This window comes from Gammaproteobacteria bacterium (genome assembly GCA_013214945.1).
Classification (GTDB): domain Bacteria; phylum Pseudomonadota; class Gammaproteobacteria; order Enterobacterales; family Psychrobiaceae; genus Psychrobium.
This window is the reverse complement of record JABSRT010000001.1, coordinates 1-13,790: the sequence shown is the minus strand read 5'-3', so window position 1 is coordinate 13,790 and position 13,790 is coordinate 1. Positions and strand designations below refer to the sequence as shown.

The window sequence follows — 13,790 nt, the reverse complement described above, 5'->3', positions numbered from 1 at the left end:
ATGTCACAAGGTTTAGTTTCTGCCGCTTATGTTGTTGCGGCGCTGCTCTTTATTATGAGCTTGGCAGGATTGTCCAAACAACAAACAGCGCAACAAGGATGTTATGCCGGCATAGCAGGCATGGCCATTGCGTTAATCGCGACCTTACTTAGTCCGTCGGTTGAAGGGGTGGTCTTTATTATTATTGCAATGATTGTCGGCGGTGGTATTGGCTGGCAATTGGCGCAAAAAGTTGAAATGACCCAAATGCCTGAACTGGTTGCGATTTTACATAGCTTCGTTGGTTTAGCCGCAGTATTAGTGGGTTATAACAGCTATATTGATCATGAGGTAATGGTTGGCGCGATCAAAAACATTCACCTAGTCGAGGTATTCTTGGGGGTGTTTATCGGCGCGGTTACTTTTACTGGTTCAATTGTCGCTTTTGCCAAGTTACGTGGTTTAGTCAGTTCAACGGCACTGATGTTACCTCATCGTCATAAAATGAACTTAGCAGCGCTGATCGTATCGGCCTGGTTGCTGGTGACTTTTGTCCAGCAAGGTGGTTCTACCGCGGCGCTGATAGTAATGACCATTATTGCCTTAGCTTTTGGTTATCATTTAGTCGCATCGATTGGTGGTGCCGATATGCCAGTGGTGGTATCAATGCTTAACTCATATTCTGGTTGGGCAGCGGCGGCGGCCGGATTTATGTTGGCTAATGATTTGCTGATTGTCACGGGCGCTTTAGTGGGCTCGTCTGGTGCTATTTTAAGTTACATTATGTGCCGTGCAATGAATCGTTCATTTATTTCGGTGATTGCCGGTGGTTTTGGTAACGACGCCGTCGCAAGCACTGGCGATGAAGAGCAAGGGGTTCATTTCCCGACCACGGCACAAGAGGTAGCTGAGCTATTGTTGGATTCAACCAGCGTTATTATTACGCCGGGTTATGGCTTAGCGGTTGCTCAAGCGCAATATCCTGTTCATGAAATCACCCAGAAGTTGCGTGAGCGTGGCATTAAGGTACGTTTTGGCATTCACCCTGTTGCGGGTCGCTTACCTGGGCACATGAATGTGTTATTAGCAGAGGCTAAGGTTCCGTACGATATAGTGATGGAAATGGATGAGATTAATGATGATTTTAGCGAGACCGATACAGTCTTGGTGATTGGTGCGAACGACACGGTTAATCCGGCGGCTAAAGATCCGGGCAGCCCTATTGCTGGCATGCCGATTCTTGAAGTGTGGCATGCAAAAAATGTTATCGTGTTTAAACGTGGCATGGCAACAGGCTATGCTGGGGTCCAAAATCCACTATTCTTCAAAGAAAATACCAAGATGTTATTTGGCGATGCCAAAGAAAGTGTTGAGCAGATTTTAAAGGCTATGTAACTTTATTTTTATGCTAGATACAATAAAGCCCGCTATCACTAGCGGGCTTTATTTTTACATCAGGCTAACTTAGGCGTTCAATTTAGAACTTGTAAGCAGCTGTTAGGAAGTGACTAAATCCTGTTGATACAAAACCAGAAGAATCTTGGATACCGTAGATGTTTTTGTAAGTCTTAAGACCGTAACCTACTGAGTATTGGTTTGAATGCCAATGAATACCGTTATACATTGCGCCGCCATCGCTTACGCCAGCTCCCATAGATTCTCTCATGCCAAACTGCCAATCGATGTAACCTTGGTAAGAGATAAACGATTTATTTTCAAAGAAGAAAAATGGCTTAAACCAGTTAACTGATGCTTGGTAACCATTCCAATCTTTTTTGTTCATGTCGTAAAGTGCGTAAGTATTAACGCCAACTTTACCAAACCAAGGCACCATTACATCTGCGCCTAAACCAACAAAAGCGTTGTTTACATTATCATTGGCACCGCCGCCCCAGCTAAATAGGGTTGCAACGTATACTTCTTTAATTGCACCAATTGATAAGTCTTTACCGGTTAAAGCGTCAATAGACATTCTTGGCGCAAATTTCATGAAGCTTTTTGCTGCGCCAGTTGCATCTGATTTATCAGAGTTATCTCGATCTGCTAAATTAAAGATATCGACATAACCGTAAAGGTCAAAAATCCCTGAGCGACCGCCAAATTCCATTTCAAGAAAATCATGAACATTACTATCAGCATCTGCAGCACGAGGTGCTTCGTTGATTGAATACATGAGGTTAAACTGCATCCATTTGTAATCATTTTTGTGAATATCGCCATCTGAATAATCAGCAGCGAATGTCGGCATTGCCGTGGCTGCCAAAGCAGATAAAGCTATAAGGGATTTGCGCATGGGGACTCTCATATTTTGTTATATTTAGATAAACAAATCAGCCGAAAAGTTCGACCCCTCGTTTATGCGGCGCATTCTAGCGATTAAGTTCCCCGAAGTAATGTAATTACTGCGATCAGTCACCATAAGTGTGACACCCGTCACCTAAATATGATTTTAGGCCAGTTTATTTGTGACTTTTGTACGACTTTTTCATTAGAAAAACTCAAAAAACGAGAGCTACCATCCAACTTTGCTATTATTGAGGTTTTTATTAGCAATTTTTGACCAAGTTCGCAGATTATCAGCGAACTTAGTGTTGTAGCCCAATGAAAACAAAGGGTTTATACCTTAGTATTTTGACCAGAAAGCTTAAATAAATGATCAATATGGCCAATTTCGCCAAAATATTAACGTCATGATCAGAAGAATAGAATAATTATGATGCTAAGGTTTTCACCCGATCATAATGCAAAAAAATGCAATTTAATAACCATGACTAAGAGAATGTTTAAGAGCATGCTGAAAATAGTGCTTAAAAGAATGCTTAAGTTAAGCAGTTTGTTGTTTTAGTTGCTGGCGAGAAAAGACGGTCGTTGATCACAGCATGTGCTCTGTCTATTTTAAACTTGCTACTCAATTTTAATATCTTGCGATGGGTATTTGGCCAATAGACGATGCTGCTTTAACAATCTGTCGATGGTAGGCATTACACCTACCATCGACGACCTATCATCGACCGTATTTATCATTGGCAGTTACTATAATTTGTAGTGATTATCACCGCCGCTAATTATTTAAAAGTTGTACGTAATCGAAGCGCCGAAATTTCTGGCGTCTACAATTCCCGCATAACCGTCAGGATAACGTCCACCAGCAGGTTCGGCAGATGTAATCGCCTGTTTGTCGAATGCATTATTGACAAAGGCACTAATAAGCAGACTGTCGGTCTGGTAATTAACTTTTAATCTCGTTAACAAGTAACCACCAGCCTCACGTTCTGCATTATTGATAAAATCACCGTAGTAGTGACCCACGTAGTTGGTGGAAATGCCAATATCAACCTTATCATTTAACCAATACGTACCGCCAAGGCTCGCGGTAAATGAAGGCGCTGAATTTAGCTCATTACCTTGGGCATCTGCATAGTCGCTACCTGCATCTTTGATTTCGCTGTGCAATAAACCTACACCAGCTTTTAGTTGGAAGTCTGTAGTCAACATTGCTGAAATTTCAGTCTCTAGCCCGTAAGTCACTGCCTTGTCTATATTGACGATAATACTGTTTGAATTGACCGCTTGGTAGCCGTCATAATCATTGTAAAATAGATTGCTGCTTAGACTAATATCACCATTTGCGAAGCTACTACGGGTGCTAAATTCATAAGTATTAACTGTTTCTTCATCGTAGTAATAATATTCACTGGTCGTAAATGAGAATGCTCCACCAGCAGAATTGTAACCACGACGCGCGCTTAGTGCTAAGGTCGTATCATCGGATAGCGCATATTGCACAACTAATTTAGGCAAACGAATAGTTTTGTCTTGGTCGAGTTGAGATTGCACTGTACTGCCACGCACTAGCATTGAAAAGTCGCGTAATTGGCTTTCTTTTTCAACTCTGGCTCCAGCGGTGAGGCGCCATAAATCGTTAATTGTATAACTCACTTCACCATAGATTGCTTTCGAGTCGCTAGTATCGGCACCTTGGTATATTGTGGCACCACTACTATTAAAGTCTTGTTGACGCTCAAAATATGCAAGCCCGACAAAACCACTCACTAGCTCGCTATTTAAGCCGAAATTTAGCTTGGCATCGATTGATTTGGCTGTTTGTGCCATAACGACCGCGGTTTCACTAGTCGATAGTTTTTCGTAGGTATCAAAACCCCAATCAAAACGCATGTAGGAGGCAAGTACATCAATTGATACCGCATCATTGATCACATAGTCGACTTTAACACTGGTGGTTGCTGAATCGGTATCCATATAACGCTGTGTCACCGGAATATAATTCCACGGATCATCAGCGGTAAAGTAGTTACGCCCAGTATCGCCTTGCTCATGGTTGGTCGAATGCGTTAGCAACAGCGATAAATTTTCAATGGCCGCAGGCTGCCACAACACCTTAGCTTTTAAACGCGTCGTTTTTACTTCATTTTGGTCAAACGAGACAGGATTACTATCATAAACTATGCCTTTGTTGACGGTGTCACCATCGAGTTTTTGACCTGTTAACCTAATCGCTAATTGGTCATCAATCAGTGGCACGTTAAGCATTAATGAAGTATCAAGATAGTTTCTTTTGTTGCGTAAACCGACTCGGGCTGCGCCTTCTAAATCAAAAGTAGGATCTTTTGTTTTAATATAAACTGAACCACCAATGCTATTTCGACCATTGCTGGTCGATTGTGGGCCACGAAACACTTCAATTTGCTCAATGTCCCAGATCCCCGAATCACCGGTTAAATCTGCAATAAATGGTTCTGATACCCCGTCGATTAACGTTGATACACGTGCTTTAGCACCACCACTGAATGAATTAAATCCCGTTGCGCCACCATTTCCCGAAACACCACGAATATCAGGAACAGATCCGGATAACACCACGAGATTCGCAATACCTGAAATTGCATCCGACACCGTTAAATGCTGCAATGATTTTAAGTCTTGTTCAGTAATAACAGAGACTGACGCGCTGGTGTCTTTTAATGAACGCTGGGTTTTTTCACCGATCACCATAATATTTTCTATCGACTGTGAGGCTATAGAATGTGATGCTACCGATTGTGATGAGGGTTGAGTGCTTTGTGCTAATACGCTTGCGCTGGCTAAGGCCGGCAACATTGCGCTGACAATCAGGTTCATTTTGAAATTTTGTCGCTTCATAGGTTCCTTCTCTAGCCACTTAATTTTGGCAGAATTATTGATGAATACTCTAATAAGGCGGCGAAAGTAACACAGACGCAGACAGATCGCAATTACGAATCATTATCACCATGATTAGCATTGACTCAAGGTTGATTTGCTACGATAATTACACTCTTAATTTTGTTTTAAATTAGCACTATAGAGAGAGAAATGTTCAAGATAGCTTTAGTTACACTCGTTGTTTTTGGGGTTTTAATTGTATATTTAACCAATAAACATCAAAAAATCATGGTCAAGCCGCTCAATAAAAAATGTCGTTACGCTGGATATCTGTTAATACTGTTTTCTCTTTTGGGTTGGCTCAACATATTAACGACAGCTGCCGGTTTTTTTCTGTGGTTAATGATTATATTTAACGCGCTAATGTTAGTGCCATTGGGTTGTTATTTATATCGTGGGTATGCCGCCAATGCGTCGTAATCAAGTAGACAAAATCCAAGCTCATTGGTGGAGTAAAACGGCTATTGGTGCATTGCTTGGGCTGCTATTAGCCTACGGATTAGTCGCGACTTTTGCATGGTACGGCCCCGGCGGTATCGACGCACCAATCAAAGTTCAGTTTAATATGTGGCTAATTACGCCACTGTGGTTAACTATTTTCAGCCTAGTGTATTTGTTTAAAACTGGCCGTAGTGCTTTGATCTATTTAGGCGGCGCCAATGTGCTGTGTTACTCAATTTTCACCCTATTAAGGAGCTTAGGATGAAAATTCGTGGCGATATCCTACGTACCTATCAAACACTACATACATGGACAGGAATTACGGCTGGTTTACTCTTATTTATTGGTTTTTTTGCCGGTGCGTTAACGATGTTTCAATCTGAAATTCGTCAATGGGCAACCCCGCCGGCGCATCACTTAGCCCAAATTAAACTCGAGCAATTTGACAGCTTAATTAAACAAACCTTGGCACAGTCCCCGCAAGCCCATCAAGAATTTACAATTAATTTGACTGACCAACAATCTCCGATCACTTGGTTTGAACAAGGTAAATCGCGTGGACTGCGACTTGACGATCAACTAAGGCAAGGCACGCTAGATCAACAAGGCAACTTGGTGAGCGAGTTATCTGCTGTTAATGAGCTAACCAGTTTAATTGATTTTTTACATCGTACCGCTGGCATAATTGGTGAAATTGGCCATGATCACGCGGGCATTTATATCTTGGGCATTGCTGGCATCGCTTATTTTTTAGCGCTGGTATCGGGGGTTATCTTCTTGCTACCTACTTTGACCAAAACATTCTTTGCGCTGCGTGACAAAAAAGGCCCAGGTCGATTCTGGTTAGACTCTCATAATTTGGTCGGGCTCACGAGCTTGCCCTATCATGTAGTGATATCTTTTACTGTCGTCGTCTTTGCCTTTCATGATTTTCTCTATGGCGGTTTGAGCGTAGTTTATGGTGAGCAACCGATGTTTGAACGTCATCAGGCAGCAGTGGTTTATCAATTATCAGAATTGCCGCCTGTGGCGCAACAGATTCAAAAAGCACTCGATTTTGCCCCTGGTTTTACCGTAACTAGCGTACATTTCACCAACATAGATACCCGCCAAGCTATGGCATCATTTAACATGTTAAATGACCAAGCAATGATGCGCGGACCTAGCACCGACTCATTATGGATGGATCCATTTACTTTAGAGATTATTAACAGCAGCTATCCCCAAGGCGATGAAGGTATTTGGGGCCGAATGGTCAATACCATTTTCGCCATTCACTTTGGCAGTTATGGCGGCGACTTAGGCCGCTGGCTGTATTTTATAATGGGACTTGGTGGTGCGTTTTTATTTTATAGCGGTAATTTATTGTGGCTAGAAAAACGCCGCAAGAAACAAACAACCGAACAAGCAAAATCAACCAAAATAATGGCGGCGTTAACCGTTGGTGTCTGTCTTGGCAGTATGGCGGGCCTAGCAGTTTGCATCATGGCTACCAAGTGGCTAAATTTATGGTCGGTCAATGTTAATAACTATTACATGGGGCTCTATTACTTAACCTTCTTTGCCGTTATCGCTTATGCGTTTACACGTGGCGCAGCTGTCGCCGCTATTCATTGTCTGCAGTTGCTGGCATTAAGCTGTCTGCTTATTCCTACGACATCCCTAATTGCAATGCTATGGCCGGACCTGGGGTTATGGCCGTGGCATAACACAGCCGCAATGTCGGTTGAATTGGTTGCTGGTCTTTTTGCAATTGCGTTTTATATGCTCGCGCGACGCACTAAGCTTAGGGCAACGACTGGCCCAGCCAATAGTTTATGGCATATCCCAGCGGCGCGAAATGACGAAATTACCGCTCAAGCTGCACTTAGCACTTAATACTAATCACTGGGCACTGGGCACTGGGCACTGGGCACTGGGCACTGAAATTTATTGCCAATATGGCGAGCAAGCCGGTTAACAATCAAACCAGCTTGCTTGCTCGCTTGCTTTACTTCCCCTCCCTTTACTTCCCTTGCTTGCCTTATTTTAGTAATCGTCCAATTACCATTGCAGCCGTATTGAGTATTACTTTAGTTAAAGCCACCACTGCAATATCCTACTCTTTCGCATAACCTGCTGTGTAAATAACCAAAAATAATTTTGAACATTGTTCAGAACTATGTCATAGTATTTTGAACGCTGTTTAATTAATCAGTGTAGTGATGAATTTGATAAGGAATAGCCAATGGCACGACGTACAGATCATAGTCCAGAGCAACTTAAACAACTGACGATTGACGCAGTGATCCAATTTATGGCCCAGCAACCGATTAATCAATTAAGTTTGCGGGCGCTGGCAAAAACAATCGGCTATTCGCCAGGCACACTAATTAATCTATTTAATAGCTATAACAACTTACTACTGCAAGTGAGCGGTTTTACCTTAAGCCAAATTGGGCAGCAACTTAGCGCAGCGTTAACGAATGCCCCGCTAGACACTAAACAGCCCACGGCTAGTAGTCATATTGTGGCGATCGCCAAATGCTATTTACACTATGCCCAGCAAACTCCCTATCAATGGCAGCAAGTGTTTGAGCATCGCTTAGACCCTGACCAACAGATGCCAGCATCGCATCAACAACAGATAACCGAACTGTTCCAATTGCTAGAGCCCTTATTAGCGCAACTGGCACCACAAGCGAGTTCAATCGAAATAACAGTGGCCAGTCGCACCCTTTGGGCCAGTGTGCACGGCATTTGCGTTATGAGCATCGAAGATAAATTGTTTACTCCTGTAACCATTACCAGTGAAGATTTAATTGATTCGCTGGTCACCAATTACCTGACTAATTGGGTCAGCCAAACTCGTTTGGCCCATCGTTAAAAAATTAACTGACAAAGGAATAATATATGTCTGATCAAAGTCAATTTACCCTGTTTAAACAGCGACGATTTTTACCCTATTTTGTCACTCAGGCGTTAGGTGCATTTAACGACAATTTGTTTAAAAACACCCTGTTGCTGTTTATCACGTTTATTGGAGTGCAAAGTCAACAGCAATCGACACTGCTAACGAACATTGCCGCCGGTTTGTTTATTTTGCCCTTTTTCCTTTTTTCAGCCATTGGCGGTCAATTAGCCGATAAGTTTGAAAAATCACGGCTAATACGGGTGATAAAACTGGCTGAAATCGTCATTATGATCGCTGGTGCAGCGGCACTGATGTTAGGACAAACCTACTTATTATTAGCGATATTGTTTTTAATGGGCACTCAGTCGGCTTTTTTTGGGCCGGTAAAATTCTCATTATTGCCCCAGCACTTGAACCGCGCAGAGTTAGTCGGTGGCAATGGTTTAATTGAAATGGGCACCTTTATTGCCATTTTAGCGGGCACCATTGTCGCAGGGCTGATGTTTGAATTTGACAATGCGCTGTTAATTGTTGCAAATTTAGTGATTGCTTTTTCTTTGTTAGGTTACTGGGCCAGCCGCTCGATACCACATGCGCCAGCAAACGATCCGACGTTAGTTATTAACTGGAACCCGATATCTAGCATTAAAAAAACCGTTACTAGCATTAAACAACAACGCTCGCTGTACTTGTCAATTTTAGCCATTAGTTGGTTTTGGTTTTTAGGCGCCGGCTACTTGACCCAGTTTCCGACTTTTGTGAAGCAAAATCTCGGTGGCAATACCCAACTCGTTACTTTACTGTTGACCGTATTTTCATTTGGCGTTGGCCTTGGTTCATTATTATGTGAACGGTTATCTGGGCGCACGATTGAGCTGGGCATTATTCCCCTTGGTTCAATTGGGATCAGTGTCTTTGGTATCGACTTATACTTTGCCAGCCAGTCACTGGTTGTCACTGACAATATGACGGCATGGGCTTTTTTAAGTCATGGTGCTAACTATCGCTTAATGGCTGATTTACTGCTGCTAGCGCTGTCGAGCGGTATTTATGTAGTGCCGCTAAATTCAATTATTCAAACCCGGGGTGATGACAAGTGTCGCGCGCAAATTATTGCGGCCAATAACGTGCTTAACGCATTATTTATGGTTATCAGTGCTATTACCGCCATTGTGTTGCTCAGTATCTTCGAATTGAGTATTGCCCAATACTTTCTGGTTTTAGCGTTAGTCAATATTGCGGTCGCCGGGTATATCTATTATCAAGTGACCGAATTTGCATTGCGGTTTATCATTTGGATAATCAGTCATACTATGTATCGGGTAAAGCATCGAGGCTTAGCAAACATTCCAGAAACAGGCGCGGCAGTATTAGTGTGTAACCATGTCAGTTACGTTGATGCGTTATTAATAGCTGGCGCTTGTCGTCGCCCTATCCGCTTTGTGATGGACCGAGATATCGCCAATATGCCGCTGATGAAATATGTTTTTAAATGGGCTAAATCTATTCCCATTTGCGCCCAAGCCAAAGATCCACAAACCTTTGCCCGTGCATTTGAACAAATTAGTGCTGAGCTAAAAAATGGCGAATTAGTGTGTATATTTCCAGAGGGTAAACTGACCAGAACTGGCGAGCTTAATCCTTTTAAAACGGGCATTGAAAAAATATTAGCAACCGATCCGGTCCCGGTCATTCCGATGGCGCTAACCGGACTTTGGGGCTCATTCTTTAGTCATAAAGATGGTTTTGCTTTTACAACCAAACCCCGCCGTTTCTGGTCGCGGGTACATTTAACTGCAGAGCAAGCCGTGCCAGCTCAGGCGGCTACAGCAGCAGTATTGCAAAACAGTGTGGCAGAAATGATCGACAACGCTACCGGATAAAAATCAGCTAATAAGCATCAGATAATAAAAAAGGGCTGCATCATGCAGCCCTTTACGAATTCGTGAGGGTAAACCCGAATTATTTATCTACTTTGCTCGCCCACATAATGGTGCCAACAGCCGTTGCAATCAGTGCAAACGGCACTACTTGAATTAAAAAGGCCACAGCAGAAGAATCTCTAAACACCGAAATAGCAAAAGGAACCCCTAACATTGCAACCACAAATACTAGGATCGGAGCCATCATTAGTTCTAGCTTTTTATTTTCCTTTGTACGTTCACTCATAATTTGATCTATCTCAAGTAAAATTCAATTAGTGAAATTATAAGGTATTTAATATTGATTTAATACCTGAAGGCCGTAATAATTGTTGATTTTTACGCTCAAATATCAACCAACTATTAAGTGGCAATCAGATAGTAAAGTTGCCTGTTAATCGATATTTTAAGATAAATTAACTAAATGAAGCGGCTAAAGGTAGGCCTGTTAGTAATGATTTGGTCAATATTGGCATGGTTATACGCCGTATAACCATGAGTACGCTGCCGGTCACTCTAACTTAATTGATTAAACTATTACTTTATTGACTAAGCCATCAGTAATGACTAACTAACTTACGGTTACCGACGGTGCAAGGCCAGTTGAGCGCTGCACTGTGACTTTTTCACCAGTGAGTCGCAATTTTTTGCCACTAACGAGCAGTACCAGCGCCACCACAACCAAGCCAATTTCAATCGCGATAACGGTCGTTATTCCTTGGCGCCATAACTGCACCAACTGATCGTAGAACATCAGCCAATCAACCGCGACCACAGCCAGTAATAATCCAGCAGCGCCTTGTAACAACCAAGCCAGACAACGCCTTTTATTTTGGCTAATCAAGGTCAAACCGCCGCTGAGCACCAACGAGATAATAAAGCTATAAACCATGTAATCAGCTCGATTTATTAACGTTATCGGCAATATTCGCTCGCTCACTAAAGCCACAGCAGTGGCAAAGACTAAACCACCAGTACTCCATAAAGTAAGGTTAGTCGCCACGGTTAACTTGGCCGCAGAGTAAACACGTTGACGACGACGTTTGTCTAACCAGAGCAAATTGCCAGTCACTATCAGGGCGCACACCCCTAGCGCTAAGAAAAAGTAGATAAAGCGCAAATCAAAACCGCCATAGTTACCAAAATGTAAAGTCGACATTACGTATAAACCCGTGACTAAGGTGTTGGGGTTTGCTTGATCTTTTACATACAAAATACTGTTATCTTGTAGTCGGTAAGCAATATCATATTTATCGGTTAAGCTATGTGGCGTAGCGCCAATAAACTGGACGACTGCGCTTGCGTCGCCATAATTGTGAATTCGAGCCACCCAAGGTTCAGCGCCATATTTTTCACTCACTTGCTGGTGCAAGACATCAATGCTCGGAGCCTGCCATGGCTCACTTTGCCAGGTTGGACTAATCGCCTTATAACCAGCATCGTCTAACAAGGATTGTTGATCTCCTTGATATAACACCACCGCAAACGCAATTTGATAGATAATAACCAAGTTAAAGATTAAACCTGTTATCGCATACATTAAGGTCAGCGGTAAGCTCATCACCCCCACCATATTATGCAGATCGAGCAACCTACTGCGTGCTCCTTGCTCAGTTCGGTATTTAAAAAAACTGCTCAGCAGTTGTCGAACATAGATCAAAATTCCTGACACTAAGGCAAAGAAAAAACCTAACGTCACCAAACCAATCACATATTCTCCATTGGGAAGATTTAAATCAAGATGCAACTTATAGATAAAATCGGCGAAAAAGAAGTCACCAATTTTTGCCACCTTTTGCCCGGTCACCGGATCAATATAAAAAGCCACCATATCGGCTTCGCCAGTCTGATGCTCGATATCAACATAGGCCAGATAATAAGGCATATGAGGCTCAGGACTCCTAAGTGTCAAGTGCTCTGACGGCTCAAAAGGCTGATCTTTAATCGCAATAGCCATAATCTGACTCAAAGGCAATCGCTGGCCTTGGCTTAACTCAAAATGAGGTTGCATGCTCCACTGAGTTAATTCTGTTCTAAATAGCGAGATTGCCCCAGCAAAAAACACCACAAACAATAAACCTGAAATAATTAGCCCTAACCAACTATGGGCATCGGTCTGGCGTTTTAGAAATTTCTTATTCATGATTAACCCAACACAAAATAGACATTAACGCCTACCGATAATAATAAAATACCGCCACAACGCTGCCATGCGTGCCAACCACTGCGACTGGCATAACTCAACACCATGGTAGCAACCCATAACGGAAATGCGGCTAACAAACCAATCAACAAACGGCTATCAACAGCCAGCGGCAAGAGGAAGTTAAGATTGAGCATGATAGAAATTGATACCAAGCAACCACCAATGATGGCTGCGCTAGTTTTAGCCCACATTAACAGCTCCCAATTGCGCAATAACAGAAAAGATCACCGCCCCACAGCAAGTAAATGACAGCAGTTTTAGCGAACAATGAGCGTGCGCAACAACAATTGTCGGCCACATTATCATCACAAAACTTAAGACCATCAGCCCCGCAATAACGCCATCGAAGACATTACAGTATAAGAACCAACTAACCAGCGCGAGTACGGTGAAAATAGCCCAACAGACCATTTGAGAAAGACGTTTTTTGATAAACTTTTGGTGAGGACTGGCAAGAAATACAATTAAGCACCCGAGCCATAATAAGGTAACTGCCAGAATCATAGCTAATACGAACCATTATCATTTTTGTTTGATTTTATATTGATTTGATAATGATTGAAAGGATTTTAATCATTATCAAATCAATAACTAAGAAATTAAGTTAACGCTTTATTACCGAGTATAGCTATACAAATTGCATTTAATAATTCGGCTGGCATAACCAAGAAAATAAAAAGGGCAACTAAGTTAGTAATGCAGATCAGTTAAGACTAAATTTCTTGCTTTTTTTGTAAATGAGATCAAAATCCGATGATTGCAATCATCGGATTTTTTTATGCCTCTGAGTTACGATTTTTATAGCCTTTCGAACTTCTCTCCTGACAGCTTTACCTCATTATCTGAAGTGTTATCTCCTGAATTGATTGATAAGTGCTTGAGCGAATCAGGCGTAGCGACGTTACGAAAGCGTCGCTTACCATTAGATATGATGGTTTGGAGCATCATCGGTATGTCTATTTTTCGTGATATGCCGATGCGCGATATTGTCAATAAACTGGACATTTTATTACCCGGTAATCGTCCTTTCGTAGCGCCTAGCGCAGTTGTCCAAGCGAGACAAAGACTAGGCACTGAAGCAATAAAAAAAATATTCTACCAAACTCAACAGCAGTGGCATCAGCATACTCCTCACCCTGACTGGTGC

12 protein-coding genes are annotated in these 13,790 nt (G+C 42.4%); 7 read left to right on the top strand and 5 right to left on the bottom strand.

The window, feature by feature from the left end; genetic code table 11:
- Entirely contained in the window at positions 1 to 1,374 is a 1,374-nt protein-coding gene (pntB, locus tag HRU23_00060; protein ID NRA52523.1) for a Re/Si-specific NAD(P)(+) transhydrogenase subunit beta, read from the top strand.
- 82 nt (positions 1,375 to 1,456) lie between these two features.
- Here pntB and HRU23_00055 read toward each other — a convergent pair whose 3' ends face one another.
- Entirely contained in the window at positions 1,457 to 2,272 is an 816-nt protein-coding gene (locus tag HRU23_00055) for a hypothetical protein (GenBank protein ID NRA52522.1), read from the bottom strand.
- A gap of 776 nt (positions 2,273 to 3,048) precedes the next feature.
- Positions 3,049 to 5,139 carry a TonB-dependent receptor gene (locus HRU23_00050; GenBank protein NRA52521.1) on the bottom strand — a complete coding sequence of 697 codons (2,091 nt, stop codon included), beginning with the start codon at positions 5,137 to 5,139 and terminating at the stop codon, positions 3,049 to 3,051.
- A 192-nt stretch (positions 5,140 to 5,331) separates the two neighbouring features.
- Here HRU23_00050 and HRU23_00045 point away from each other — a divergent pair, with 192 nt between their 5' ends.
- The 5 genes from HRU23_00045 to HRU23_00025 all read left to right on the top strand — a co-directional run bounded on the left by HRU23_00045 (position 5,332) and on the right by HRU23_00025 (position 10,398).
- The gene (locus tag HRU23_00045; protein ID NRA52520.1) at positions 5,332 to 5,601 is read left to right on the top strand and encodes a hypothetical protein; all 270 of its coding nucleotides are present in this window, start codon (positions 5,332 to 5,334) and stop codon (positions 5,599 to 5,601) included.
- Complete coding sequence (locus HRU23_00040; protein ID NRA52519.1) at positions 5,591 to 5,887, top strand: hypothetical protein; 297 nt, start codon at positions 5,591 to 5,593, stop codon at positions 5,885 to 5,887. Before HRU23_00045 ends, HRU23_00040 begins: the two co-directional genes overlap by 11 nt.
- Entirely contained in the window at positions 5,884 to 7,500 is a 1,617-nt protein-coding gene (locus tag HRU23_00035) for a PepSY domain-containing protein (protein NRA52518.1), read from the top strand. Before HRU23_00040 ends, HRU23_00035 begins: the two co-directional genes overlap by 4 nt.
- 349 nt (positions 7,501 to 7,849) lie before the next feature.
- Entirely contained in the window at positions 7,850 to 8,488 is a 639-nt protein-coding gene (locus HRU23_00030; GenBank protein ID NRA52517.1) for a TetR/AcrR family transcriptional regulator, read from the top strand.
- Between the two features lie 26 nt (positions 8,489 to 8,514).
- The gene (locus tag HRU23_00025) at positions 8,515 to 10,398 is read left to right on the top strand and encodes an MFS transporter (protein ID NRA52516.1); all 1,884 of its coding nucleotides are present in this window, start codon (positions 8,515 to 8,517) and stop codon (positions 10,396 to 10,398) included.
- 79 nt (positions 10,399 to 10,477) lie between these two features.
- On the opposite strand, the gene HRU23_00020 is transcribed toward HRU23_00025, so the two are convergent.
- The 3 genes from HRU23_00020 to HRU23_00010 all read right to left on the bottom strand — a co-directional run bounded on the left by HRU23_00020 (position 10,478) and on the right by HRU23_00010 (position 12,834).
- Positions 10,478 to 10,684, bottom strand: a complete 207-nt coding sequence (locus tag HRU23_00020) for a hypothetical protein (GenBank protein ID NRA52515.1) — start codon at positions 10,682 to 10,684, stop codon at positions 10,478 to 10,480.
- Positions 10,685 to 11,008: 324 nt separating this feature from the next.
- Positions 11,009 to 12,580, bottom strand: a complete 1,572-nt coding sequence (locus tag HRU23_00015; GenBank protein NRA52514.1) for a PepSY domain-containing protein — start codon at positions 12,578 to 12,580, stop codon at positions 11,009 to 11,011.
- Positions 12,581 to 12,582: 2 nt separating this feature from the next.
- Complete coding sequence (locus HRU23_00010; GenBank protein ID NRA52513.1) at positions 12,583 to 12,834, bottom strand: hypothetical protein; 252 nt, start codon at positions 12,832 to 12,834, stop codon at positions 12,583 to 12,585.
- A 587-nt stretch (positions 12,835 to 13,421) separates the two neighbouring features.
- On the opposite strand from HRU23_00010, the gene HRU23_00005 reads away from it, so the two are divergent.
- Positions 13,422 to 13,790 (top strand): transposase domain-containing protein (locus HRU23_00005; GenBank protein NRA52512.1); only part of this gene is annotated, 369 nt, incomplete at its 3' end.